Origin of the sequence: Nonomuraea sp. NPDC049750, assembly GCF_040659625.1 — a bacterium.
Classification (GTDB): Bacteria; Actinomycetota; Actinomycetes; order Streptosporangiales; family Streptosporangiaceae; genus Nonomuraea.
The window spans coordinates 913,066-936,667 of sequence record NZ_JBFANB010000001.1; the positions used below are offsets into that span (position 1 = coordinate 913,066).

23 protein-coding genes and 1 pseudogene are annotated in these 23,602 nt (G+C 68.8%); 8 read left to right on the forward strand and 16 right to left on the reverse strand.

The window, feature by feature from the left end; translation table 11 throughout:
* Positions 1-136: 136 nt before the first annotated feature.
* Positions 137-1,027, forward strand: coding sequence for a lipase family protein (locus AB0J16_RS04485; RefSeq protein WP_358534545.1), 891 nt, complete (start codon positions 137-139; stop codon positions 1,025-1,027).
* Between the two features lie 276 nt (positions 1,028-1,303).
* On the opposite strand, the gene AB0J16_RS04490 is transcribed toward AB0J16_RS04485, so the two are convergent.
* From AB0J16_RS04490 to AB0J16_RS04505, 4 genes are read right to left on the reverse strand one after another with little or no spacing between them, the layout of a single operon-like run.
* On the reverse strand, positions 1,304-1,693 hold the full coding sequence (locus tag AB0J16_RS04490) for an Rrf2 family transcriptional regulator (RefSeq protein WP_358534547.1): 390 nt from the start codon (positions 1,691-1,693) through the stop codon (positions 1,304-1,306).
* Positions 1,693-2,547 carry an ABC transporter permease gene (locus tag AB0J16_RS04495; RefSeq protein WP_358534549.1) on the reverse strand — a complete coding sequence of 285 codons (855 nt, stop codon included), beginning with the start codon at positions 2,545-2,547 and terminating at the stop codon, positions 1,693-1,695. Before AB0J16_RS04495 ends, AB0J16_RS04490 begins: the two co-directional genes overlap by 1 nt.
* Positions 2,548-2,600: 53 nt before the next feature.
* Complete coding sequence (locus AB0J16_RS04500) at positions 2,601-3,419, reverse strand: ABC transporter ATP-binding protein (RefSeq protein WP_358534551.1); 819 nt, start codon at positions 3,417-3,419, stop codon at positions 2,601-2,603.
* A gap of 5 nt (positions 3,420-3,424) precedes the next feature.
* Positions 3,425-4,456 carry an ABC transporter substrate-binding protein gene (locus AB0J16_RS04505; protein ID WP_358534553.1) on the reverse strand — a complete coding sequence of 344 codons (1,032 nt, stop codon included), beginning with the start codon at positions 4,454-4,456 and terminating at the stop codon, positions 3,425-3,427.
* 117 nt (positions 4,457-4,573) lie between these two features.
* Between AB0J16_RS04505 and AB0J16_RS04510 the strand changes: the two genes are divergently transcribed.
* The gene (locus tag AB0J16_RS04510; RefSeq protein WP_358534555.1) at positions 4,574-5,290 is read left to right on the forward strand and encodes a class I SAM-dependent methyltransferase; all 717 of its coding nucleotides are present in this window, start codon (positions 4,574-4,576) and stop codon (positions 5,288-5,290) included.
* A 25-nt stretch (positions 5,291-5,315) separates the two neighbouring features.
* Here the strand turns inward: AB0J16_RS04510 and AB0J16_RS04515 are convergent, their stop codons facing one another.
* Complete coding sequence (locus AB0J16_RS04515) at positions 5,316-6,683, reverse strand: LCP family protein (protein WP_358534557.1); 1,368 nt, start codon at positions 6,681-6,683, stop codon at positions 5,316-5,318.
* 126 nt (positions 6,684-6,809) lie between these two features.
* Here AB0J16_RS04515 and AB0J16_RS04520 point away from each other — a divergent pair, with 126 nt between their 5' ends.
* Positions 6,810-7,667 carry a class I SAM-dependent methyltransferase gene (locus AB0J16_RS04520; RefSeq protein WP_358534559.1) on the forward strand — a complete coding sequence of 286 codons (858 nt, stop codon included), beginning with the start codon at positions 6,810-6,812 and terminating at the stop codon, positions 7,665-7,667.
* On the opposite strand, the gene AB0J16_RS04525 is transcribed toward AB0J16_RS04520, so the two are convergent.
* The 5 genes from AB0J16_RS04525 to AB0J16_RS04545 form a co-directional block, all read right to left on the reverse strand.
* The gene (locus tag AB0J16_RS04525) at positions 7,622-8,524 is read right to left on the reverse strand and encodes an NAD-dependent epimerase/dehydratase family protein (protein ID WP_358534561.1); all 903 of its coding nucleotides are present in this window, start codon (positions 8,522-8,524) and stop codon (positions 7,622-7,624) included. The genes AB0J16_RS04520 and AB0J16_RS04525 overlap by 46 nt on opposite strands.
* On the reverse strand, positions 8,521-9,759 hold the full coding sequence (locus AB0J16_RS04530) for a cytochrome P450 (RefSeq protein WP_358534563.1): 1,239 nt from the start codon (positions 9,757-9,759) through the stop codon (positions 8,521-8,523). Before AB0J16_RS04530 ends, AB0J16_RS04525 begins: the two co-directional genes overlap by 4 nt.
* Entirely contained in the window at positions 9,756-10,712 is a 957-nt protein-coding gene (locus tag AB0J16_RS04535) for a ketoacyl-ACP synthase III (RefSeq protein ID WP_358534565.1), read from the reverse strand. The genes AB0J16_RS04530 and AB0J16_RS04535 overlap by 4 nt, the downstream gene beginning before the upstream one ends.
* 138 nt (positions 10,713-10,850) lie before the next feature.
* Positions 10,851-11,831 carry a polyprenyl synthetase family protein gene (locus AB0J16_RS04540; protein ID WP_358534567.1) on the reverse strand — a complete coding sequence of 327 codons (981 nt, stop codon included), beginning with the start codon at positions 11,829-11,831 and terminating at the stop codon, positions 10,851-10,853.
* Between the two features lie 445 nt (positions 11,832-12,276).
* Positions 12,277-12,657 (reverse strand): hypothetical protein, encoded by a 381-nt coding sequence (locus AB0J16_RS04545; protein ID WP_358534569.1) that lies wholly within the window; start codon positions 12,655-12,657, stop codon positions 12,277-12,279.
* Between AB0J16_RS04545 and AB0J16_RS04550 the strand changes: the two genes are divergently transcribed.
* Positions 12,650-13,357: a hypothetical protein gene (locus AB0J16_RS04550; RefSeq protein WP_358534571.1), complete on the forward strand. Its 708-nt coding sequence runs from the start codon at positions 12,650-12,652 to the stop codon at positions 13,355-13,357. The genes AB0J16_RS04545 and AB0J16_RS04550 overlap by 8 nt on opposite strands.
* 368 nt (positions 13,358-13,725) lie before the next feature.
* A complete protein-coding gene (locus tag AB0J16_RS04555) occupies positions 13,726-14,679 on the forward strand; it encodes a serine hydrolase domain-containing protein (protein WP_358534573.1) in 954 nt (317 codons plus the stop codon).
* A 68-nt stretch (positions 14,680-14,747) separates the two neighbouring features.
* On the opposite strand, the gene AB0J16_RS04560 is transcribed toward AB0J16_RS04555, so the two are convergent.
* Positions 14,748-15,707, reverse strand: a complete 960-nt coding sequence (locus AB0J16_RS04560; RefSeq protein WP_358534575.1) for a zinc-binding dehydrogenase — start codon at positions 15,705-15,707, stop codon at positions 14,748-14,750.
* An 84-nt stretch (positions 15,708-15,791) separates the two neighbouring features.
* On the opposite strand from AB0J16_RS04560, the gene AB0J16_RS04565 reads away from it, so the two are divergent.
* On the forward strand, positions 15,792-16,406 hold the full coding sequence (locus AB0J16_RS04565; RefSeq protein WP_358534577.1) for a helix-turn-helix domain-containing protein: 615 nt from the start codon (positions 15,792-15,794) through the stop codon (positions 16,404-16,406).
* Between the two features lie 205 nt (positions 16,407-16,611).
* Here AB0J16_RS04565 and AB0J16_RS04570 read toward each other — a convergent pair.
* Positions 16,612-16,734, reverse strand: a pseudogene (locus AB0J16_RS04570) (IS701 family transposase); the annotation flags it as partial.
* Positions 16,735-16,924: 190 nt separating this feature from the next.
* Here AB0J16_RS04570 and AB0J16_RS04575 point away from each other — a divergent pair.
* A complete protein-coding gene (locus tag AB0J16_RS04575) occupies positions 16,925-18,238 on the forward strand; it encodes a cytochrome P450 (RefSeq protein ID WP_358534579.1) in 1,314 nt (437 codons plus the stop codon).
* A gap of 441 nt (positions 18,239-18,679) precedes the next feature.
* On the opposite strand, the gene AB0J16_RS04580 is transcribed toward AB0J16_RS04575, so the two are convergent.
* From AB0J16_RS04580 to AB0J16_RS04590, 3 genes are all read right to left on the reverse strand, one after another.
* Positions 18,680-19,786 carry a CU044_5270 family protein gene (locus AB0J16_RS04580; protein ID WP_358534581.1) on the reverse strand — a complete coding sequence of 369 codons (1,107 nt, stop codon included), beginning with the start codon at positions 19,784-19,786 and terminating at the stop codon, positions 18,680-18,682.
* The gene (locus AB0J16_RS04585; RefSeq protein WP_358534583.1) at positions 19,786-20,373 is read right to left on the reverse strand and encodes an RNA polymerase sigma factor; all 588 of its coding nucleotides are present in this window, start codon (positions 20,371-20,373) and stop codon (positions 19,786-19,788) included. The genes AB0J16_RS04580 and AB0J16_RS04585 overlap by 1 nt, the downstream gene beginning before the upstream one ends.
* Before the next feature lie 203 nt (positions 20,374-20,576).
* Positions 20,577-21,446, reverse strand: a complete 870-nt coding sequence (locus AB0J16_RS04590; RefSeq protein WP_358534586.1) for a LysR substrate-binding domain-containing protein — start codon at positions 21,444-21,446, stop codon at positions 20,577-20,579.
* Positions 21,447-21,517: 71 nt separating this feature from the next.
* Here AB0J16_RS04590 and dapA point away from each other — a divergent pair, with 71 nt between their 5' ends.
* Positions 21,518-22,393 (forward strand): 4-hydroxy-tetrahydrodipicolinate synthase, encoded by an 876-nt coding sequence (gene dapA / locus AB0J16_RS04595; protein ID WP_358534588.1) that lies wholly within the window; start codon positions 21,518-21,520, stop codon positions 22,391-22,393.
* A 14-nt stretch (positions 22,394-22,407) separates the two neighbouring features.
* On the opposite strand, the gene AB0J16_RS04600 is transcribed toward dapA, so the two are convergent.
* Complete coding sequence (locus AB0J16_RS04600; RefSeq protein WP_358534590.1) at positions 22,408-23,553, reverse strand: FAD-dependent monooxygenase; 1,146 nt, start codon at positions 23,551-23,553, stop codon at positions 22,408-22,410.
* Positions 23,554-23,602 lie beyond the last annotated feature (49 nt).

Sequence of the window (23,602 nt, forward strand, 5' to 3'; positions counted from 1 at the left end):
ACCCATTGGGTCGCCGGTCTGGATGGACATGGCATGGAGTAGCCCAAAACCTATGCACTCATGCGTAGCGCTGAGCCGGGGTGGTTAGGTTCACGGCGATCGCAGTCGACCGTCCCGACATCGTCAAGGAGTACCGGTGCCCAACGGAAACGAGATGCCACTCAAGGTTCCTCCCGGCTATGACCTGGACATCGCCCGAACCTGTTCTTTCGTCGTCAACGTAGCCTGCGAGATGTGTGAACAATGGAAGGCTGCGGGCAAGCCGAGTGCCCCCACGTTCTCCTGGACGCCCTCGGATAGCTGCCCTATCACCGGCCCGGCGTTCCCGCTTGACCAGTGGAGGTTCCGCGGCCCGTTCTGGAGCAGTTTCACCCCGGTCGTCAAGAAGATCGCGGAACCCTTCGCGATATTCGCCTACGGGCCTGACAGCAGCACCGTGTTCCTGGCCTTTCGCGGGTCCCAGACGGACGACGACTTCATCATGGACGGCAAGACCGATCTGGTGCCCTATGACCCGCCGACAAGCACGCCCATCAGGAACACCCAGGTGGAGAAAGGGTTCAATGACGTCTTCAACGGCTTCGACCAGGGCGCCTTCGCGGCCGAGTTGTCGCAGATCGCCGAGAGCGGCGCAAGACTCATCGTGACCGGGCACAGCCTCGGTTCGACCCTGGCGACCCTGATCGTTCCGCTGGCCTGCTTCGCGGGAATACCCGTCGCGAAGATCCTGCATTGCAACCAGGCCAGTCCCAAGGTCGGGGAGTCGAATTTCAAGGACTACTACAACGGCCTGCGCGTGCAGACGTTCCGGCTGGTGAACTTCTACGACGAGGTGCCGAAGCTGCCGTCGGGGCCGTATGAGGCGGTCGGCGTCGAGGCCCTGTTCGGTGCCGACTACCCGACCGAGGCGGAATGCCACAATCCCTGCTGTTCGTACTCCTACGCCCTGTTCAACCCAGACACGCCCTACAACCAGGGCATTGATACGTGCATGTCGCAGTCGAATCCTGACATGCGCATTCCCTGAAACGCCTGGCACCAGCGGCACCGCATCCCCGACAGGGAATCAGATGCCGGCTTCGATGACGAAGGTGTTGCCGTCCGAATCCTGGAACCATGCGATACGCCCGCCGCCGCCCGAGCGGTGATCTCGGCCATGCCTTCTCGGGGGCTCGATACGGCTGGGCATCCGAGGGGCGGCGGCGATGGCGGGGCACCGGCCCGACGTGGTGCGTGTCCAGTACCGCATAAGACCTGCTTGGGCATCGCATCTTCAACGCCGCGGCAGTGGAAGCCTGATTGCCTAGCGGGTGGTGGAGACGATCTGCGCGAAGGTGACCTCCGTGAGCAGGCGTTCCTCGTGTTCGCGCAGCGCGCTCCAGACGTCGGCCAGCGGGCCCGCGACACCCGGGTAGCCGCCGTGCGCCGGATACTCGGGCTTGCCCTCGATGACCGCGATCACGTCGGCGAGCGTGATGTCGTCCGCCGGGCGGGCCAGCCAGTAGCCGCCCTCAGGGCCGCGCAGGCTGTGGATGAGTCCGGCCCGCCTGAGCTGCAGCAGGATGTTGTCGAGGAAGCGGCGCGGGATGTTCTGGGCCGAGGCGATGCGCTCGGCCGGCACCGGCCCCGGCGGTGCCGCCGCTAATTCGGTGACCGCCCGCAGCGCGTAATCGGTTCGCGCGGAGACCCGCATCACACCGGATTGAGGCCCCAGCGCCGACGTAGGGCGCTGTCGGCGGCCTCGAACAGCATGTCGATCACGATGCCGATCACCAGGATCACGATCATCGTGCCGATCAGGCCCGGCGAGTCGGACAGTTCCCGTGAGATCGCCAGTTGCTCGCCGAGCGACGACTGGTACGCGATGATGACGAGCAACTCGCCGGCCATCAGTGAGCGCCAGGCGAACGCCCATCCCTGCTTCAGCCCTGCCAGGAACGACGGCAGCGACGCGGGCAGGATCACGTGCCGGTAGAGCTGCAATCGCCGGAACCCGAGCACATGCCCGGCCCGCAGCAACAGCGGAGGCGTGTAGTCGACACCGGTGATCAGGCCGTTGGCGATCGACGGGGCGGCACCCAGGATCACCACAAAAGTGATGGCGCTCTCGGTCAGCCCGAACAGCAGGATCGCGAACGGGAACCAGGCGATCGACGGCATGGTCTGCAGGCCGGTGATCAGCGCGCCGAAGGCGGCCCGCAGCACCTTCACCCGCGACACGGCCGCGCCGACGACCAGGCCCACGAGCATGGCCAGCGCGAAGCCGGTGACGGCCCGGCGCATCGTGGTCGCCACGGCCTGGTAGAACTCGGGGTCGCCGAGGCGGTGCCCGAGGTCCTGGAACGTGGTGATCGGCCCGGCGAAGACGTACTCGGGCCAGCGGCCGCTCAGCACGACCAGCTCCCAGGCGACCAGCACCAGCGCGACCGCGGTCAGCATCGGCCAGAGCCTCGCCCAGACCCGGGACGCCACTCCGGCGCGCTGCTCACCGGCCAGCTCCAGCGCGTCGAGCCCGGCCATCTGCCGCGCGTGCGTGTCAACGGCCATCGCTCGCCCCCGATCCGTACGCGGCCAAGGTCGGCTCGCGCACTGCTGTTCCATCAGTGGCCATGGCGCAGCACCTCTTCCTTCAGCCGGTCGGTGATCCTCGCGGCGAGCCCGGCGACCTCCGCGGAGTCGGTGCGGCGGGGCCGGGCGAGCTCGACCGGGAACTCCTCGACCACGCTGCCGGGACGGCTGCTGAGCAGCACGACCCGGTCGCCGAGCCGGACCGCCTCGCGGACGTTGTGCGTGACGAACAAGACCGACAGCGCCTGTTCCCGCCAGATCCGCTCGAGCTCGTCGTGCAGCAGGTCGCGGGTCATCGCGTCGAGCGCTCCGAACGGCTCGTCCATCAGCAGCACCGCGCCGTCCTCCAACGAGGACGAGGACGAGGACGAGGACGATGTTGAGGATGAGGAGGACTGGGCGAGCGCGCGGGCCAGGGCGACGCGCTGGCGCATGCCGCCGGACAGCTCATGCGGGCGCTTCTTCCCGAACCCACCTAGATGGACCATCTCAAGGAACTCGCCCGCCCTGGTACGACGCTCGCGCTTGGCGAGGTTGTCGGCGCGGAAGGCCATCTCGACGTTGGCCGACACCGTCAGCCACGGGAACAGCGCCGGTTCCTGGAACATCATCGCGACCTGTCGCCCCGCCGTGGAGATCTCCCCCTGCGTCGGCCGGTCGAGCCCGGCGACCAGCGAGAGCAGCGTGCTCTTGCCACAGCCGGAGGCGCCCAGGAGGCAGACGAACTCGCCGGGCCGTACCGACAGTGAGACCTTGTCGAGGGCGAGCAGCCCGTTGCCGCCGTGACCGTAGACCTTGGAGACGGCCTCCAGCCGGACCGCCGCCGTACGATCGACCACCTGCGTCGTCATGTGCGTCACCTGTCCGAAATCGACTGCTGACCCTGCGCGGCCAGCACCTCGTTGAGTGGCTTCAAGAGGTAGATGCCGTTCAGGTCCACCGGCTTGAGCAGCCCGACCTTGACGGCGTGGTCCGCGCTGCCGGTGAGGGAGGAGGCGATGGGGTCGTTCGTGAACGTGATGTTCTTGAACGCGCTCTGCAGCACCTCGGGCTTGAGCGGCTTCTGGGTGAGCTTCTCGATCGCGGCGTTGACGGTCTGCGCGGCCGCGGCGGGGTCGTCGTTGAGGTACTTGGTGGCCTCGACGTGCGCCTCGAGCAGCTTCTTGAGCAGGTCGGGGTTGGCCTTGGCCCAGTCCTGCCGGACGATGAGGTGGGTGATCACGAACTGCTTGTTCGGCCAGAGGTCGCGCTCGTCCTGAAGGATCTTGCCCTTGCTCTCGATGACCAGGCGGCTGGCGAACGGCTCGGGCACCCAGGCGCCGTCGATGTCACCGGTCGCGAAGGTCTGCAGCGTCTGCGCGTTCTCCTGGGGCACGATGTGGACGTCGCCGCCGCCCTTGGTGTCGGTTTTGAGCCCCTTGCTGGCCAGCCAGTAGCGCAGCGCGACGTCCTGGGTGTTGCCGAGCTGCGGTGTGGCGATCTTCTTGCCCTTGAGGTCCGCGGCCGAGTTGATGCCGGGCTTGACGACCAGGTACACACCGCCGGACGCGGCGCCCGCGACGATGTTGATGGCCTTGCCCTTGGACTTCTCCCAGGCGTTGATCGCCGGGTTCGGGCCGATGTAGGTGGCGTCGACGGCGCCGGAGAAGACCGCCTCGATCGCGGCCGGGCCGGCGTTGAACGTACTGGTCTTCACCGGTACGCCGAGGTGCTTGGCGTAGAAGCCCTTCTCGACGCCGACCAGGGCGGTGGCGTGGGTGATGTTCGGGAAGTAGCCGAGGCGCAGCTCCTTCGCCGCGCCACTGGGAGAGGCGCTGCTCCCGCAGGCCACCACGAGCGCGGTGAGTGCGGTTGCGGCCAGAGCGGCTAGCACCCTGCGAGCGTTCATGCCCTACTCCCTATTTCCTACTTAATAAGTCGGCTATGTGCATATGAAACTCTCCAAATCCCGACACGTCAAGTTGGTATAGGGGGATAACTAGGATCTGTCCGTATGGAGAGACAGATGATCAGCCATATCGCGCACGCCGACCACCCGATCGCCTCCCCGATCAGCGAGGCGAACCTGACCCGGTTGCTGCGCCGGGCCGAGCTGCCGAGCGGCGCGCGGATCCTGGACCTGGGGTGCGGCTCAGGGGTCTGGAGTGTTCGGCTTCTTGAGTTGTACGGCGACGCCACCGCCGACGGTGTGGACCTGTCCGACGCGGGCTTCGCCGACGCCCGCCGGATGGCGGCCGAGGCCGGGGTGGCGGACCGGCTGACCCTGCATCATGGCTCCGCGACCGCCTTTGCCGCAGCCGGGCCGTACGACCTGGTGCTATGCGTCGGTGCCACGCACGCGTTCGGCGGGCTGACGCCGTCGATGGAGGCGATCGGCGGCCTGCTCGCTCCCGGGGGGCTGGCGCTGGTGGGTGAGGGGTTCTGGGAGCGGCCGCCGGGCCGGGAGATCGAGGCGGAGATCGGCGAATACGCGGACCTGCCGGGCACCGTGGCACAGGCCGAGTCGTCCGGGTATCACACCGTGTACGCCCACGTCAGCGAGCGGGGCGAGTGGTACGACTACGAGTGGTCGTGGACCGGGACGCTCATCGACTGGGCGCTGCGGCATCCCGGCGACGACGGTGACGCCGCGATGGCCGCGGCGCTGAAGCACCGGAAGATGTGGCTCGACGGGTACCGTGACCTGCTCGGGTTCGTGACGCTGCTGCTCAGACGCGCCTGACGGCAGGCGCCTGCCGTCAGGCGGGCTAACGGCAGGCCGAGTCGAGGGTGATCGGGTTCTCCGGGCTTCCCGTCTGCGTGCCGGCCTGCGGGTGCTGGGTGGGCGAGCTCTGCTCGGCCAGGGCCTGGGAGACCTTGTGCCTGATCAGGGTCCAGTCGGGGTAGACGGTGTCGATCAGCGGCGGTACGAAGTTCAGGCTTCTGATCTTGTGGTCCTTCACCTTCTGCGCCAGATCCACCAGGTCGGGCAGTACGTTCTGCGGGATGTCAGTGGAGATCGCACGCTTCGTCGCCACGGCCAGCTTCTCGAAGCTGTTCAGCACGGTCACCGGATCGGCCTGCTTGGCGACAGCGTTGAGCAGGCATTTCTGGCGGCCCATGCGCACGTAGTCGTCGCTGTCCGTGCGCGAGCGGCCGAACCAGAGCGCTTCCTGGCCCGAGAGCTTGCGGGTGCCGGGGCTCAACAGGCCCTCGCGGTACTTGCCGTAGACGATCGGGTCCTTGATGGTGACCGTCACGCCGCCCATCGCATCGATGATCTGCGCGAAACCCCTCATGTCGACCAGGGCGTAGTAAGTGACAGGGATGCCGAGGATTTCGCTGATCGTCTTCTTGAGGAGGGCCGGGCCGCGCTGCCCCTTGTGTACGCCCGGCTCCATCTCGGGATAGTCCTCGGCGTACTGGAAGATCTCGTTGAGCAGGCCGGGAGTGTCGGGGCCCGCGCCGGTGAAGCCGTCAGGGAAGCGGTCCCTGGGCGGGCCTTCCGGAAGTCGTACCCGCTGCAGGTTGCGCGGCAGGCCGAGCAGGGTCGTCGCTCCGGTGGCGACGTCGACGCTGGCCACGGTGATGCTGTCGGTACGCACACCGGGACGGCCGGGAGCCGCGTCGCCGCCGAGGAGCAGGAGGTTGATCCGCCTCGCGCCGTTCCACGGGTCCTGCGACACGATGGGGGAGACGTTGGCGGTGAACAGGGTGTTGACCACGTCCCGCGACACGTAGGCCACGCGGGCCGCATACACGGCCGGGGCCAGGATGAGCCCGCACAGGGCGATGGTCAGGACGGTGGTCACCGCGCGGCCCACGCGGTTCGCGGGCGCCGGCCGTACGAGCATGTACGACCAGATGATCACGCCCGTCCAGACGACTCCGAGCGTGGCCACCATGATGGTGAGAGCGGTGAGCCAGGCGGGCTGGACGGCCAGCGAGAGCAGCCTGCTGCTGAACACGGTGAGCACGGTGAGGATCGAGGCGAGCATCACCACGTACGTCACCATGAGGGCGAAGCCGGTCTTCCGGCGGTCGGCGGCCAGGTGGGCCACCCCCCACAGCAGGGCTGAGGCCAGGGTGAGCGCGATGCTGAAGCCGAGGCCGAACCCGCGTGTTCTGACTGTCATCCCTGGTCAACCCCTCGTTCTACGAACTATGGCCAAGGTTAGTAACGGTTTGGAGGCGGGCGATTTGGTGAAAAGGCAGTGTCGCGGCAAGTTTCGGTGAAGTCCATCTTGAGATATAACGTGTGTGTGAGACGCGGAAGCTATGGATTCGACGCACCATGGGCCCTCGCCGGACTCTTCTTCGGCGCGGTGGTGCAGCTGGCGTTGGTAGCGGTCTCGTTCGCCTTCGACGTACCGGCGGCTGGGATCGCGTTCCTGCTCGGCGCGCTCTACACACTGGCCAGCGCGGGCAGTTACCTCTACACGACCCGGCGGGGGAAGTTCGTCGTGTGGGGCGAGGAGCTCGGCCGGATCGAGGGCGACGAGCAGGTGCTCGACCTCGGCTGCGGGCGTGGGATGGTGCTGCTGCTCGCGGCCCAGCGGCTGCGCGGCGGCCGGGCCACCGGCATCGACCTGTGGAGCGGCAAGGACCAGTCGGGCAACGCCGAGAGCGTCACCAGGGCCAACGCCGAGGCCGAAGGGGTGTCGGACCGGGTCGATCTGGTCACGGGGGATATGCGCGAGTTGCCGTTCGACGACGGGCGGTTCGACGTGATCGTGTCCAGCCTGGCCATTCACAACATCCCGACCGCCGAAGGCCGCGACCAGGCCGTCAAGGAGGCGCATCGGGTGCTGCGTCCGGGCGGGCTGATGCTGATCGCCGATTTCCAGCACACGTCGCGCTATGAGGACGTGCTGCGTGAGCTCGGTGTGGTCGATGTGCGCAGACGTGACCTGGGGTGGCGGTTCTGGTACGGCGGGCCGTGGTTCAAGTCGGAGATGCTGGAGGCTCGCAAACCAGGTCCAAACGGTGGCGAGGCGCGCTCGGCTGACGGTGAGCTGCGCTCAGCCGACGGTGAAGGCGCGGCGGCGTCGGCGGTGCCGGAGGTGGGGCGGGTTCACCAGGACGCGGCGCCCGTGAAGGACGTCGGCGACGGCGCGTAGCCGAGTCGCGCGCGGGCCGCGGTGATGTCCAGCGTGCGCTCGACGGCCAGGTGGCCGACGGCGTAGCGGGTCAGGCGCGGCTCTCGGGAGAACTGCCCACCGTTGGCGAGCGTCTCGGAGATCGCCGCCAGGCAGTGGGCGAGATGCCGGGGCAGGTAGAGCGGGGTCGCGTCGATGCCCTTTTCCCTCAGTACGGCGCGGAGCGCGTCGTCCAGGACGACCGGCTCGGCGTCGGTCACGTTGTACGTCCCGAGCGGACCCGTGACGGCCAGCAGGCAGGCATGGGCGAGGTTGAACACCGACGTCAGGCTGACACGCTGCCGCCCGTCGCCGACCGCGACCAGTCTGCGGCCTCTGACCGCCCGCAGCACCCGGGGGAGCAGCGTGGTGTCGCCCGGACCGTAGACGGCGTGCGGGCGCAGGATCACCGCCCGCCCCTCGACCAGGCGTTCGGCCGCCGCCTTGGACGCGCCGTAGGCGTTGACGTACCGGCTCACCGGGGCCTCGTGCTCGCGGGCCATGACCGTCGGCCGTCGCGGGTCGTACACGCTGGCCGTGCTGACGTGCACGAACCGGGCGTGCGGGAAGGCGGCCATGGCGTTCGCGGTTCCGGTGTGGTTGGCCCGCCAGATCCCGGCCGGCGGGCCCCAGTCGGTGACGCTCCCCGCGCAGTGGATCAGCGCGTCGAGGTCCGGCTCTGGGCGCTCGTCACCGGTCAGGTCCCACGTCTGGTACGTCACTCCGGGGATCTCCGTGGGCCGGCGCCCGAAGCCGTACACCTGCCAGCCCCTGGCCACGGCCGCCCGGCAGACCGCGCCACCCACGAAACCGGACGCCCCGGTGACCCCGACCCTCATGCGGCCCTGATCAGCAGGTGCCTGTAGGTCGGGAGGAGCACGCCCCTGGCGGCCCGCCGCGCCACCACCTTGACCGGGCGGGCGAGCACGACCCCGGCCACCGCGCGGATCTCGGCCAGTGCCAGCGGGTAGCCGATGCAGAAGTGTGGCCCGGCGCCGAACCACAGGCGGCGCAGCTCCGGCGGGTGCGGCCGGGACGGATCGAACGGGCCGTACGCGCGGGCGCAGTTGTGCGTCACGATCACCACGCGGTCACCGGGCCGGGCCAGGACCTTGCCCAGACGTACGGGCTCGGCGACGGAACGCAGCATCACCGGCGTCGGCGTGGTGACCCGCATCGCCTCCTCGATCGCCAGATCCAGGTCGGCGCCGAAGGCGTCGTGGTCGTGCAGCAACGCGACCAGCCTGGGTACGAACGTGGCGACCGTCTCCGTCCCGGTGAGGAAGAACGCCCCGGCCGCCCCGCGGGCCTCCGCCGCCGACAGCCCGAGCTCGCGCATCCGGCCCATCACCGTGGCGGGATCCCCCGCGTTGTAGGCCGCCTGCGCTATGTCGCCGATCCCGTCGAGCACCTCGCGGGCCACGGTGAGCTGGCGGGCGTTCAGTCCCCTGGTACGCAGCGAGACCATCGACACCACCCGCTCCCCATCGGCGAACAGCCGCCTGGCCCTGGCCGCCGGCACCTCGCCGAGTCCGATCACCCGGCAGATCACCGCCCCGGCCAGCAGCCGCATCTCGTCCACCAGGTCGACCGTGTCGCCTTTCGCCAGGCGTACACGGAGATCGTCCAGCGGGCCGGCCAGCACGTCGGCGACCAGCGTGGCGACGGACGACGGCGTGAACAGCGGCGCCAGCTTGGCGCGTAGCGCGGCGTGCGGGGCGCCCTCCATGTTGAGCAGCACCGACGGGCCGAGTACGGGCGTCCACAGGTCGCCGGGCGAGCCGGGGCCGTCCTTACGGAAACGACCGTCCATGAGCACGCGCCGGGCCAGGGCCGCGTCGTTCACCACCACCCCCAGACCCGGCACCCGCACAACCGGACCCAGCCGGGCCAGCAGGCGCATCAGCGGGTAGGCGAAGGGGTGGGCGGCGAGGTAGAGCCGCGTCTCGTGCCACCGCCCACGCCGGACGTGCCGCTCGCGTAGCTCGTGCTGCTTGTGCTGCTTGTGCCGCTCGTGGGGCTCACGCGGATCGTGGCGCTCGTGATGTTCGGGCGGATTGTCGCGGCTGTTCACAGGTCCGCCAGCATGATGCCCAGGCTGATGCCGCCGCCGAGGCCGAGCAGCGCCACGCGGTCGCCCCTGCGGGCGCGGGCGTGGGTGAGTTGGAGCGGGAGCGTGACCGACGCACAGTTTCCGTGCTCGGGCAGTGTGATCACCAGCCGGTCCTCGGGGAGGTCGAGCGCCCGCGACAGTACGTTCAGGTACGGCAACGCCACCTGATGCACCGCGATCACCGCGAAATCATCCCAGGTCAGGCCGGTGCGTTTGAGCGCGTTGAGGAAGAGGTCGGGGCCGACGAGCTGGAACGCCTCCTTCAGCCGACGGCCGTCGCCGCGGAAGTAGGAGAACTCCGGGTCGCGCGGATGCATGGACCCACCACCCGGAAGGGTGCCGATACCCCACGCCGTACTATCCGCCGAAAAATCGCGATAGAAGATGCCGCGGAGCGGGTCGGCTTCCACGAGCACCGCCGCGCCCGCGTCCGACAGCGTGTACCCCGCGAACGCGTCCACGAACTGCGCCCGATCCCGCACCCGCCAGCGGATCGCCCGCGACGGCGTCTCGCCCGAGCACACCAGCACCCTGCGGTACGACCCGGAGACGATCAGCCCCTCGGCCACCTGGATCCCGTTGAGCAGGCTGTTGCAGGCGTTCTTGACGTCGAACACCGGGCACGACAGGCCGAGCTTGGCGGCCACGATGTGCGCGGTCGCGGGCTCGACCAGGTCCTGCGAGGCCGAGGCGAAGATCAGCAGATCGACGTCGGCCGCCAGCCCCTTGGCGGCCTCGACGGCCAGGTCCGAGGCCTGCTGATCGTCGGCGGCCACGTGGCGGCGCCCGATGCCGGTCATCCGCTCGATGATCCCGGTCGGTGGCCGGTAGCCCTCGATGCGTCGCTCGACCTCGTCGCTGGTCAGCGTGGCTGCGGGAAGGTACGTGGAGATCTGGGTGATGCGGGCCTTCATCTGCCGAAACCTAGCGGGTCGGCCTTGCAGAACGTTTGCCGCCCGTTCACCGGGCCTGTCAGCCGCGCTCGTCCACCGGGCCCGCTTGCCGGGCGTCGCGGCGTACCGGTGGACGACCACCAATCATTTCAATGAATCTCAATTAACGGTGGCCAGGAGAGTTATTTGCGAAACCTGCTCGATGTATGCCGTGGGCAAGGCGTACAGGATGCCGGCTGTTTCGGAATCGTTAATCACCGGCAGGGCGGCGAGCGCGTCGGCGGCCAGGCCGCGGCAGTACTCCAGAGTTTTGGGCACCATGTCGCCGGCGCGCAGCCGACGTAGGACTTCCGCCACCTGGTCGTCGGTCATATTCCTGCCCAGCAATTCCGATACGTCCTCGCCGGCCATCAGCAAAGGCAGGCTGTAGACGCCCTGGCGCAGGTCGTTGCCCGCGGGTTTGCCGAGCTGCCGGCTGGAGGCGGTCAGGTCGAGCAGGTCGTCGAGCACCTGGAAGATCAGCCCGAACCGCTCGCCGTACGCCGCCATCCTGGCCCGGTCCTCCGGCGAGGCGCCCGCGCACACGGCGGCCACCAGGCACCCGGCCCGGAACAGCGCGGCGGTCTTACCGGTGACGGATCGCAGCGCGTTCTCCACGGTTCGGTGCGGGTCGAACAAGTCGGTGGTCTCCAGGTACTGGCCCTCCGCCAGCTCGACGACGGTCGCGGCCAGCACCTCGGCCACCGGTCTCGACACGGCCGTGATGGCCGCCAAACCCGCCCTGGCCAGCATGAAGTCGCCGATCACCAGCGCCTTGCCGTCGCCTAGTTCGGCGTTCAGCGTTCTGGTGCCGCGACGCTCGGTGGCGTTGTCCATCAGATCGTCATGTACGAGGGAACCGGCGTGAATCAACTCCACACACGCCGCGGCCGTGATCACCCGGCGGTCGGGCTGCTTGCCCAGGGCGATCGCCGTGGCCAGGGTCATGGCGGGGCGCAGCCGCTTCCCGCCGGCGCTGATGATCCGCCCGGCGCCCGCGTTGATGCCCGGCAGCGTGGAAGATCCGCTGAGACGGCGGATCCTGGCTTCGACCTTGCGCAGTCCTTGGGCGATGGCGGGGGTGTTCAGCAGTCGGTCCATGGTCACCAGCCTGCTCCGCGGCGGCTGAGCCATCCCTGAGAAACGCTGAGGAAATTCTCAGCCGACTGCCCGAATTGCCGTCGATTACTCGTAAGTACGGTGACTTGAAGAAAGATCTGGGATCTAAAAGTAATTGCGGGAAATGGCAGATCGTCCGACTGGTTAAAATCCTCGAGTGTAAAGAAATCCAGATCGTTCTGGGAGATAGATGCTCCATTGTTGGGGGGTAAGCTCCAGCGGGCCGAAACAACAGCGCATCCATTTCTGGGGGACAGACCTTGTACAAGCACGCGATCACCGCTCTAGCTCTAACCGCCTCCGGCCTTCTGCTGGTGGCGGGGCCAGCGGTCGCCGACGACGAGTTCGACAGCGGCTTCACCAGCTCCCCGAGCAGTGCGATCGGGGCGCGGAACGACAAGGCAGAAGGCCACTTCTTCGCCACCGACTACTGGCATGGTGTCCAGGCCGGCACGTTCGACCTCAGCCGCTCCAGCGTGACCGGTGTCCGCACCGCCCCCACGACCGCCTCCACCGCGAACGCGGCCTGCCCCGCCAAGGTGAGCGTGGCCTGCCCCGACTCGGTGACCACGGTCCGGCCGTCCGCCACGAGCAGCACGCCCTGCTCCGCCGCGGTGACCACGGTCCGGCCCATCGCCACGACCGGCACGGCCTGCCCCGGCGCGGTGAGCAGCGTGACCACGGTCCGCCCGATCCAGGTGACCACGGTCCGGCCCTCCGCTACGACCAACTCGCCCTGCTCCGCCGCGGTGGCCACGGTCCGGCCGACCGCCACGAGCAGCACGCCCTGCCCTGCCGCGGTGACCACGGTCCAGCAGGCCCCGGTCCAGCAGGCCCCGATCCAGCAGGCCCCGATCCAGCAGGCTCCGATCCAGCAGGCCCCGGTCCAGTCGGCTCCGATCCAGCAGGCTCCGATCCAGCAGGCCCCGGTCCAGTCGGCTCCGGTTCAGCAGGCTCCGATCCAGCAGGCCCCGGTCCAGTCGGCTCCGGTTCTGCAGGCTCCGGTTCGGCCGGCCGCCGTGAGCTCGGCGTGCCCCGCCGTGGTGACCATGGCCTGCCCCTCCAGCACGACCACCGTTCGGCCCGCGAACGTGAGCACCACCTGGGCCGCCAACGCGACGACCACCGTCCGCCCCGTCATCGTGGGCACGCTCTGGGCCGCTAACACGACCACCGTCCGTCCGGTGAACGTGAGCACCACCTGGGCCGCCAACACGACGGCCACGGTCCGTCCCGCCGTCGTGGGTACGGCCTGGACCGCCAACGCGATCACGGTCCGCCCCTCCATCGTGGGTACGGCCTGGGCCTCCGTGTCGACCGCGGTCCGGCCCACCGTCGCCATCGCCGTGAACACCGGCCGCGCCGAGGACTGCAAGCCGGCCCAGTCCGCCTCTCAGTCCACCGCCTGGAACGGCATCCGTACCGCAGGCTGGAGCGGCTGGATGGCATCGTCGGAGCGCGACTCGGCGCGCGGATCCGAGCGCGCATGGGCGATCGCCACGAGGTAACTCCGCTGTGAGACGAGCACGGGCGCGGGCCCATCGTCCCTGGTGACGGTCCGACCCGCGACCAAACGGAACCGCTCCGGGCCTGACCTGACGCCTGGCGCGGTTCCGGCTCCCACTCTCTCGAGCCGTCTGCTCGCCGCTGAAGCGAGCAGACGGCTCGACTACGTTCGAAGGTGCCTGGCAGCCCGGAACGATCACAGAGCGCAAACTATGATCCGATCAAACTATGACGCGATCGTAGTTTCCGAGCCGCGAGCGGGACGGCTCGTTGGGAGTGAGGTACTGGACGGTCTGGCACCATGAGCGCGGTTGACTCTCACACGGTGTCAGGTCATAGACCGGGAAGTCCCAGCGAAGAGGAGGTCGTCATGGCATTGGCGGATCGAGTGGACGCCGTCCTACGGGAGGGTAAGGCGCCGAATCTGCACGGGCTCGTGGTCGTCGAGAACGGGCAGGTCATCCTCGAACGCTACGGCGCGGGCCAGGACGTCAAGCTCAACGAACCCCTCGGGCACGTCACGTTCGAGCCGGACACGCTGCACGACGTCCGATCCGTCACCAAGAGTGTGGTCTCGCTCCTGTACGGCATCGCGTTGGCCGAGAAGCTGGTGGCGCCCCCGGAGGAGGGATTACTCGCGCAATTCCCGGAATATCAGGATCTGGCGGCTGATCCCCAGCGGGCTCGCCTCACCATCGAGCACGCCCTGACGATGACGCTCGGTATGGAGTGGGACGAGAGCGTTCCGTACACCAGCACCGCCAACAGTGAGCTGGCGATGGAGTACGCGCCCGACCGCTACCGCTTCGTGCTGGAGCGGCCCATCGTGGAGGAGCCGGGGCAGCGGCGGGTGTACTCCGGCGGAGCTACGGCGCTGATCGGGCGGATCATCGCCAAGGGGACCGGCCGGTCGCTGGCCGAGTTCGCCAGGAGCGCGCTGTTCGAGCCGCTGGGCATCGGCGCGTTCGAGTGGTCGCAGGGTGACGACGGGGACGAGATGGCGGCGTCGGGCCTGCGGCTGACGCCGCGCGACCTGGCCGCCATCGGTACGGTCGTGCTCGACGGCGGGCGTGGGATCGTGCCGCGGAGCTGGATCGAGGAGCTGTGGCGACCCCGGGTGAAGATCGACGACAGGTCCTACTACAGCTACCAGTGGTACGTCGGCACCGGTGAGCGCCCCTCGATCGCCGCACATGGCAACGGCGGCCAGGTGATCCACGTGGCACCCGAGCGCGGGCTGGTCGTGGCCGTGACGGCGGGCGAGTACAACCTCGAACAGCTCAGCGCCGCCGCCGTGCTCGACGCGGTCCTCGAAGGGGCCTGACCGCCGGTGGTCCTCGAAGGGCCTGGCGTGCCGTCAGTGGTCCTCCGAGGGCGCGACCCGCCTGACCGTCAGGGCGTAAGGATCAGCCTGCCCAGTGCCGTGCGGCTTTCCAGGCGGCGGTGGGCCTCGGCGGCCGACTCCAGCGGCAGGGTGGCTTCGACGTACGCGTGGCTGCGTCCGTCGGCCACCCTGGCCAGCATCTCCGGGTAGCTGACGCCGAACACCCCGGCGCCCCACGCGGGCCCGCCGCACCCGATGACCGTCACACCGCTGGCGAGCAGATCGGCGGCGCCCACCGCGGCGGGTTCGCCGCTCAGCAGGCCGTAGCAGAGCATGCGCCCGGAGCCCGGCGTGAGGTGATCGAGCACCTGCCTGGCCGACGGCCCACCGATCGAGTCGAAGACCACGTCCACATCGGGCAACTGGTCGGGCCAGCCCGGCTCCCGGTGGTCGATGACCTCGTCGGCCCCCATCTGCCGGGCCCGCTCCCGCTTCGGCTCGGCGCCCGCGGTGGCGATCATCCGTTCCGCGCCGAACTCCTTGGCATGCCGCAGCAAGTACGTCCCGACGGAGCTCGCCCCGGCCTCCACCAGCACGGTCTCCCCACCCTTGAGCCCGGCCCGGTGCAGCAGCCCCAGCGCGATGGCGCCCGGCGCGGCGGCGGCGACGGCGTCGACCGGCGACACGCCGTCGGGCACCGGGCAGATCAGTGACGCGGACACCGCCGCGTACTCGGCGTAGGAGCCGACTCCGCCGGTCACGCCGGCGACGGTGGTGCCCAGCAGGGTCTCGTCGACTCCGGCCCCGACCTCGGTGACCACGCCGGCCACCTCGGCGCCGAACACCGCGGGCAGCGGCACCGGCATCGGGAACGGCATCGTGCCCGCCCGCAGCTGGGTCTCCGCGTAGCTGACGCCGATGGCCTGCGTACGGATGACCAGCTGTCCTTCTCCCGCCTTCGGCTCCGGCCAGTCCTCGGCCTTGAGCACCTCGGGACCGCCCAGTTCATGGACAACGATCGCGCGCATGGGACACACTCCTCGTAAGTGAACCTCTGGTCCAGTTAATATATGGACCGGCGGTCAAGTTTGTCTATGGGGGACAATGATCCGATGGAACGGCGGGAGCGGGCCGACGCGGCACGCAACAGGCGGGCGATCCTGGCGGCCGCCGAGGAGTTGCTGCGGGAGCATCCGCCGGAGGAGGTCTCCGTCGAGCGGGTCGCCGTCGCGGCGGGGGTGGGCAAGGGGACGGTGTTCCACCGGTTCGGCAGCCGCGTCGGGCTCATGCAGGAGCTGATGTCGGAGCGGGCGCACGGGTTGGAGCAGGCCGTCGTGGACGGACCGCCGCCGCTGGGGCCGGGCGCGCCGGCCGGGGAACGGCTGGTGGCCTTCCTCGACGCGGTGGTCGCGATGGCCACCCGGAACGCCGGACTGATCGCCGCGCACGAGCACGCCCGGCTGACCCAGAAGGCCGGGGGCGGGACGCGGCTGGCCAACCCGATCTACGTGGCGTGGCACCGGCACGTCTCGGCCCTGATCACCGAGGCGCGGCCGGATGTCGACGCCGACCTGGCCGGGCACGTCCTGCTTGGCACGCTGCACACGGAGCCGATCGGCAGCCTGCTGCTCGCCGGGGAATCGGCCAGGGTCGCCGCCACTCTGGGCGACCTGGCCAGGGGCCTACTCGGCGACGCAGGGGGTTCGCTCAGAAGAGGGGGCGGGTGACGGCCGCTCAGCTAACGTTTAACCTGCGATCTACACATATGCCGTGATGTGTCGCATGGGTGACGTCTGCTGCTGTAACGGATTGTGGCGATATGGGTACGGCCAGGCGCTATGCGCAGGGCGGCCATCGCCTCATCGTCGAGTTGAGAAGACCACGAGGAGAGGCGGTGCGGAGCAGGCGTTGCATCGCTTGCGCGCCGGCCAGTCCCGCGTGTTCGGCCGGCCACCAGCAGTCCTTGCGCTCGATCCCGGACAGCAGCCCGGACAGATAGGCGCGGGCGGTACGGCGCGGTTCCACCCGGCAGAACCGGTCCGCGATCCGGCCCATCAGTTCCTCGAAGGTGACCGGTCAGTCTTCAGGCCCTACGCTGTCGCCCGCGGCCACGTCACGAGCGTCTGGCGTTCGAGCAGGCGCTCGAACTCACTGATGATCACGCGGTGGCCGTACTCATGTGGCCTCAACAGCAAGATCGCGAAGTGTCGCTGGGGCCCTCCCCTGGAGTGCTAGGAGACACCGCATGCCCACGAAGCCGTCCCTGCCCGAGGTGGTCGCAGCGCTGCTACGCCGGGACCCGGTCGTGCTGTGTACCCGGCTGGCGCTCACACACGAAGGAGTTGCCCGGCTGCCGATCCCGGGGCGCCGGAAGTTCTGGGTAGTGAGCGATCCCGAGTGTCTTCATCGAATCCTGGTCACCGACGCGACACAGTTCGACAAGGGCGGGCCCATCTATCGGATCATCGCCGATGCCCTGGGCGAGGATGGACTATTCACGGTGAACGATGAGGCGACCTGGCGCCTGCTGCGCCAGATCATGAATCCCGCCTTTCGCCGAGCCGAACTGCGCACCGTAATGGAGTTGACGGCCGATGCTTGGCGGAGCCGAATGGACACATGGGATCTGCGCGGTCCGATAGAGCTCTTCAGCGAGCTGAAGCTGCTGAGTGTCGAGGTGTTGATGCGGCATGCGCTGGGGAACGCAGTCGATACGGCCGAGCTCACGCAGCTCGCCCTGCCGGTCTTCGACGGCATGGCGGGGCGAATCTTTCTCCCGCACTGGGCACCTGGGGCGAGCGGCTATCGAAAGGCCATCGCGGCGCTGGATGGCAGAGTCAGGTCAATCATCTCCTCGCGCCGGGATCAGGGCACCGAGGCCGGAGACCTGCTCGGGCAGCTGATGACCGCCACCGATCCGCAGACCGGTCACCGCCTAAGCGACCGGCAGGTACGAGACCAGGTCTTCACGCTGTTGATGGCGGGATTCGACTCCACGGCAACCGTGCTGTCGTGGGCGTGCGTCCTGATGGCCGAGCGAGGGGATCAGTTGGACCGGCTACGGACCGAGGTGGTCAATGTCTGCGCGGACCGCACCCCTACACTGGAGGACCTTCCGCGGCTCGTCACCGTGCAGGCTCTGCTGCAGGAGTCGCTGCGCCTGCATCCCGCGTTCCCCATGTTCTTCCGCAACGTCAAGGCGGAGACTCAACTTGGTAAGCACCGGCTCGCCGTGGGCGATCAGATCATCATCGCCCCCTATGCGACGCACCGCGATCCGGCCCGATGGCCCGGCCCGGCGGGCTTCGACTCCGGCCGATTCGCTGGCAGGCTCGACCACGGGCAACGGGCGGCTTATCTGCCGTTCGGCGAGGGAAAGCGGAAATGTATCGGTGAGGACATGGCCACCATGACCGGGCTCCTCATCCTGGCTATGTTGGCGCAGCGGTTTACCGCTTTTCGCCGCCCGGATGGCCATAGCGGCCAGGCGGCCCGATACGCGATGACCCGTCCATCGAGGGACAACGCCCGCTTGATCCTCACGCCGATCGGTGAGTAGGCCGACCTGGTGCGGCAGCCTCCATTTGTTTAGCTGAGCTGCTTGTATGCGGTGGCCAGGCAGATTTGTTGGTGGAACCAGCGGGCGCGGGCTTGGTGCTGGCCGTCACACGTCGAGCGGCCACTTATGGCATTAATAGAAAAAGTACACCCAACACTAATGCCGCTTGCTGGACCCTGATCAGCCTTCCCATTGTTCGATGATTGAGCGGGGAGTGAGGGGCGTTCGCCTGCTCGGCACCTCCCACTTCCCGTATCACCGGGCTGCGCGGCCCTCTTAGCTTGACGTTCCAACCCCTACCCTCCCAGCGTCGCTATGGCGGACACCAGTCATTCAGACGGCCCTTGGCCGATCTTCCTCCTTCGACGAGAAGGTCCACGGCCAAGGGTTGCCCCGTCGATCACACGGGGTTACTCCACAAACCGCAACTTGACGATCGAGCTAGCAGAACATCGGCTTGCCGGTGTCCTTGGGAACCTCCGGCATGGAGTCGACGACCTTCACTGTCATCACCGCCATACTGGCGCTCGGAGTCTCCTTGGCCTGTCCGCCCTCTGTCCGTCCGATCCAGCTCTGGTAGCCGAGGAACCGGTAGGTTGCCGGCTCGAAGATGAGTTCCCCGCGTTCCCATCCGCCGTCGGGGGTCTCGAACTTGAGCGAAGCGCCCACGCCGTGCCGTCCGGCAGGGTCGGTGAGGTCCGCGACGATGGTCGCGATCGGCATCTTGGACAGTGAGCCGAAGACTGTCGCCCTGGTCTGGGAGGGGGTGAGCGGGTCCTGCGCCAGTCTGAGCAACGAGCTCGCGACGACCTTCTCGACCCGCATGTTGATCTCGTTCTGGCTCAGGTTCGTCTCTCCTCGTCTGCCCTGGTCCGACTGGACGAACGCAGCCGCGGCGCGGCGGATCTTCGCTAGAACCTGGTCAGGATCGGCGGGAAGATCGGTGGCCTGGGTGGGCAGGCCCAGGCGGTTGTCGTGGCATTGCCCCGCACGCTGGTACTCCACCGTTCCGGGGGATTGCATGGGCTCAGGGCGCCCGCTGGTGGCGTGTGTCTGCCCGTATGTCGAGCGTGTCAGGGCCTTGCCAGGATCCCCGGTGGGCATCCATACCTCGCGGCGCACGTCCTGGGTGTACTCGCCCTCGGAGCCGCTGGCGAATGTGACGTTCTTCTGGTCGACGTAGACGAAGTGCCCAGGCCCAGGCCGTAGGTCCTCCCGCGCCGCGGCGGAGGCCGCATGCCGGAGCAACTCGGCGGCGCTGGCCGGCCGCGTCCCGAATGGAGCGGAGTCGTGACCGCCACGTACCAGGACCAGTCCCGCGGTCACCGCGGCCGCGAGGCCCACCGCCACGCCTGCCCTCATCCCCCACCGGCCGCCGGGGAAAGCGCGAAGAGGCAGCCGACGTGACCGCGTCGGCCGGGGATGGCCGCTCCCGGCCCGCTCGGCCTCGACCTCTTCGACCAGCAGCACCCATGCACGCGCGCTCACCTCGGGCGCGGGTCCGGGCAGGCTGTCGTGGTAGCCCTTGATCGCGTCGAGCTCGTTCATCACAGTCCCTCCTCGGCGGGGCCGATGGTCTTGCGGAGCTTCTTGCGGGCGCGGTTGAGACGCGATCCCACCGTTCCCCGAGGTATGCCGAGGGCCTCGGCCACCTCCTCGTAGCTGAGCTGGGCACAGGCGACCAGCAGCAGGACTTCCCTGTCCCCGGCCGAAAGTCGGACGAGGCCGGCGGCCAACCGCGGCTGCATGACCGCCGCCGAGACCCGTTGCACCACACGCTCGTCGTGACTGGCGATCTCCGCGGCATCGGCGCTTCTGGCCAGCGCCCTATACCTGCGCGCCTCGCTGCGACGATGCTCGGCGACCAGGTTGGAGGCGATGCCGTACAGCCAGGGGCGGGCGCTGGGACAGGCGGAGTCAAAGCGGTCCCGGTCGCGGAAGGCGCGGAGAAAGGTCTCCGCGGCGAGGTCATCCGCGGCCGTCTCACCCAAGCGCAGGTGAACATAGCGGTGGATGGACGCGAAATAGCGATCGTAGACGGCGCCGAAGCGATCAGGATGACGCCGCGACGCCTCTATCACCTGCGCGTCGGTATCCTCGCTGGGCGGTGCCGAATCTTTGGGGGGCGCTGCCATGTATGTCGGCCTTTCAGTCGGTTGCGACCCAACACCCATAGTTCGGCGAACCCCTGATTCTTATTCACGGTCCACCACGGCTGCCACGGCCGCCGGTTCATCGCGTTGCGCATCCCAGAGGGGTTGCCTGTGACCCGAAGATGACCGCGTACCCGCGATCTCCGAACCCTGCCTCCACACCAAAGACCCTTGCCAGCAGGCTCTCAGAGCGGGAGGTGGGTGATCGCTGTGTGGAAGGCCGCGACGGCCGCCTTGATCGCGGGATGCTCCCCGTACCCCCTGCGAAAGGCGGCCAAAGTGCGGCGGCTGAGCGGCAGGCCGGTCAGCGTCACTCCGTGCGGTGGCGCCAGCGCGGCCAGGCGTGGGACGAGCGCCACGCCCTGACCAGCGGCGACGAAGGCAAGTACGGTGTCGAAGTCGTCGATCCGGTGACGGACCCGCGGCTCGAAACCGGCCGCCTGGCAGGCCCGGATCGCCATCGCGTGGCACAGGGTCCCCGGCTTGCCGACGATCCAGGCGTCATCGCGCGCGTCGGCGATCGTGGCCCGGTCCGTGAGGTACATCTGCTCCCCGAACAGCGGCTCCGTCTCCAGCGACGCGTCGGTGACGGGCGGCACGAAGTCGTACTCGTGCACGAGCGCGACGTCCAGTTCGCCCGCACGCAGCGCGGCGGAGACGTCGGCGGGGTCGATCTCGGAGACCATCGGCCGCAGCCCCGGATGCGCGTGGGACAGCTCGGCGAGCGCGGGCGGCAGCAGCACGCGGGCCGCCGTGGGGAACGCGCCGATCCGCAGCGGCCCCGACGGGCCGCTCCGCACCGCGGCGAGCGCCGCGGACGCCCTTTCCAGCTGTTCGAGTACGTCCTGCGCGTGCTCGACGAGCAGATGGCCGGCGGGCGTCAGGGCGACCGTCCGGCCCGTACGCTCCAGCAGTGGTACGCCCGCCTCCCGTTCCAGGGCGCTGAGCTGCTGGGAGACCGCCGACGGAGTGAAGCTGAGCGCCTCGGCGACGGCGGCGATGGTGCCGCGCTGGGCGAGTTCGCGCAGGAGGTGGAGCTTGCGAGGGTCGAGCATCAGGCAAGCTTAAGCTCGTCAGCAGAAATCCGCGCTGGACCTAACGTATTGTCCGGCATCAGGCTGAGAGCATGCTGACAGGAATCCATGTGCCGCTGGTCACGCCGTTCACCCAGGAGGGTGAGGTGGCCGTCGAGGCGATCGACAAGCTCGCCCGCCACGTTCTCGACCAGGGCGCCGCCGGGCTGGTCGCGCTGGGCACCACCGGAGAGGTCGCGGCGCTGACGCCCGCCGAGCGGGCTCGGGTGATCGAGGTCTGCGTCGCGGTCTGCGCGGAACGCGAGGTGCCGCTGACCGTCGGCATCACCGGCAACGACACGCGCTCAACAGCCGCGGCGCTGAAGGAGCTGCCTTCGGGGGTCTCCGCCGCACTGCTGACCGTGCCGTACTTCCTGCGGCCTTCGGAGCGCGGTGTCATCGCGCACTTCGAGGCGTTGGCGGAGGAGACGCCGGTGTCGCTGGTGATGTACCACATTCCCTACCGGACCGGGCAGGCCGTCAGTGCCGCGACCCTGCGTCACCTGGGCGGGCACCCGATGATCGCCGCAGTGAAGTACGCGACGGGCGGGATCGATCAGGATGCCCTGGACCTGCTCGGGGACCTGCCCGAGGGGTTCGAGGTGCTCGGGGGCGACGACCTGTTCATCTCGCCGCTGCTGGCGCTGGGCGCCTCGGGCGGCATCCTGGCCTCGGCGCACCTGGCCACCGACCGGTTCGTCGAGCTGGCCGCGGCGTGGCGCGCGGGTGACGTGGCCAGGGCTCGGGCGCTGGGTCATCGGCTCGCCCGGCTGTCGGCCGCGCTGTTCGCCGAACCGAACCCGACCGTCATCAAGGGCGTCCTGCACGCCAGGGGCCTGATCCCGACCCCCGACGTGCGCCTGCCGCTGCTGCCCGCCAGAGCGGAGGCGGTGTCACAGGCTGACCTGGTGGCTGGCGTCACGGGCTGACCTGGTGACCGGTGTCACAGGCTGACCTGGTGGCGGTACATCCAGGACAGTGACTCCTGGCTGGCCAGCTTCTTCAGGAAGATCGGCATCATCAGGTCGCGGAACACCCGGGCGACCGGGCCCGCGGCCTTGTTGTTGCTGATCGTCCGCGAATAGGCGACGACCTTCTCCACCCGCTCGCGTCGCTCGCTCTCGAACCGCTCGAACGCCGCCCGGTGGTCCTTCGCCTCACGCAGGCACCTGGCCAGCACGACGGCGTCCTCGATGGCCAGCGAGGCGCCCTGCCCGGCGCTCGGCGAGGTGGCGTGCGCGGCGTCGCCGGTGAGCACCACCCGTCCCTTGTGCCAGGTCGGCAGGGGCGGCAGGTCGTGGATCGGCAGCGCCGATGCCACCTCGCTCCGCCTGATCACCTCGGCGGAGAAGTTCGCGTCGTCCCGGAACGCCTCCACCAGCACCGGCTTCCAGTCCGCGGGAACATCGCCCAGCTCGCGGGGCAGGTTGGCGAACCACCAGGTCTCGCCGGAGGCGGCCACGGTATAGCCGAAGAAGGCGCGCTTGCCGAAGACCATGTTGTAGACACCCGGCTCGCCGGTGAACTTCGGGTCGTGCACGAGTCCGCCGAAGCTGTAGAGGCCGCTGTAGCGCGGCTTCGGGGCGCTCGGGTCGAGCTGGGCGCGGGTCCGCGAGTGGACGCCGTCGGCGGCGATCAGTATGTCGCCCGTCTCCTGCGTGCCGTCCTCGAAACGGGCCGTCACCTGGTCGCCCGTGTCGTCGAAGGAGACCAGGCGCTTGCCGTACGAGATCTTGATGCCATGGGAGAGGGCCTCGTCGCGGACGATGCGGTAGAGGTCGGCGCGCAGGATCGTGTGGCTCACCGTGCCGTCGTCCAGGGCCAGGCCGTTGGCCACTTCACCGAGGCGCTTGCCGGAGCCGCTCCACATGACCATCCGCGGGGTGGGGATGCCGGCGGACAGCACCCGGCGGTGCGCGCCCAGCACGCGCAGGGCGTCCAAGCCGTTCGAGGCGACGTTGAGAAACGAGCCGACACTCTCGGCCGTGTCCGGGTAGGCCTCGAAGATCTCGGCGTCGAAGCCGGTCTTGCGTAGAGCCATTGCGGTGGCGGGGCCGCCGATGCCGCATCCTATGATCAGAGCTTTCATGGTGATAACCTTTCGTTCGGTCGAACGAAATATATGCCGGGAAGGAGGA

Excerpts from the sequence above, each read along its gene's own strand:
- AB0J16_RS04490 (WP_358534547.1), bottom strand. The coding sequence starts at position 1,693 with ATGCGGGTCTCCGCGCGAACCGATTACGCGCTGCGGGCGGTCACCGAA.
- AB0J16_RS04535 (WP_358534565.1), bottom strand. The coding sequence starts at position 10,712 with ATGAAGGCCCGCATCACCCAGATCTCCACGTACCTTCCCGCAGCCACG.
- AB0J16_RS04555 (WP_358534573.1), top strand. The coding sequence starts at position 13,726 with ATGGCATTGGCGGATCGAGTGGACGCCGTCCTACGGGAGGGTAAGGCG.
- AB0J16_RS04495 (WP_358534549.1), bottom strand. The coding sequence starts at position 2,547 with ATGGCCGTTGACACGCACGCGCGGCAGATGGCCGGGCTCGACGCGCTG.
- dapA (WP_358534588.1), top strand. The coding sequence starts at position 21,518 with ATGCTGACAGGAATCCATGTGCCGCTGGTCACGCCGTTCACCCAGGAG.
- AB0J16_RS04560 (WP_358534575.1), bottom strand. The coding sequence starts at position 15,707 with ATGCGCGCGATCGTTGTCCATGAACTGGGCGGTCCCGAGGTGCTCAAG.
- AB0J16_RS04540 (WP_358534567.1), bottom strand. The coding sequence starts at position 11,831 with ATGGACCGACTGCTGAACACCCCCGCCATCGCCCAAGGACTGCGCAAG.
- AB0J16_RS04505 (WP_358534553.1), bottom strand. The coding sequence starts at position 4,456 with ATGAACGCTCGCAGGGTGCTAGCCGCTCTGGCCGCAACCGCACTCACC.
- AB0J16_RS04600 (WP_358534590.1), bottom strand. The coding sequence starts at position 23,553 with ATGAAAGCTCTGATCATAGGATGCGGCATCGGCGGCCCCGCCACCGCA.
- AB0J16_RS04565 (WP_358534577.1), top strand. The coding sequence starts at position 15,792 with ATGGAACGGCGGGAGCGGGCCGACGCGGCACGCAACAGGCGGGCGATC.
- AB0J16_RS04590 (WP_358534586.1), bottom strand. The coding sequence starts at position 21,446 with ATGCTCGACCCTCGCAAGCTCCACCTCCTGCGCGAACTCGCCCAGCGC.
- AB0J16_RS04575 (WP_358534579.1), top strand. The coding sequence starts at position 16,925 with ATGCCCACGAAGCCGTCCCTGCCCGAGGTGGTCGCAGCGCTGCTACGC.
- AB0J16_RS04510 (WP_358534555.1), top strand. The coding sequence starts at position 4,574 with ATGATCAGCCATATCGCGCACGCCGACCACCCGATCGCCTCCCCGATC.
- AB0J16_RS04500 (WP_358534551.1), bottom strand. The coding sequence starts at position 3,419 with ATGACGACGCAGGTGGTCGATCGTACGGCGGCGGTCCGGCTGGAGGCC.
- AB0J16_RS04525 (WP_358534561.1), bottom strand. The coding sequence starts at position 8,524 with ATGAGGGTCGGGGTCACCGGGGCGTCCGGTTTCGTGGGTGGCGCGGTC.
- AB0J16_RS04585 (WP_358534583.1), bottom strand. The coding sequence starts at position 20,373 with ATGGCAGCGCCCCCCAAAGATTCGGCACCGCCCAGCGAGGATACCGAC.
- AB0J16_RS04515 (WP_358534557.1), bottom strand. The coding sequence starts at position 6,683 with ATGACAGTCAGAACACGCGGGTTCGGCCTCGGCTTCAGCATCGCGCTC.
- AB0J16_RS04580 (WP_358534581.1), bottom strand. The coding sequence starts at position 19,786 with ATGAACGAGCTCGACGCGATCAAGGGCTACCACGACAGCCTGCCCGGA.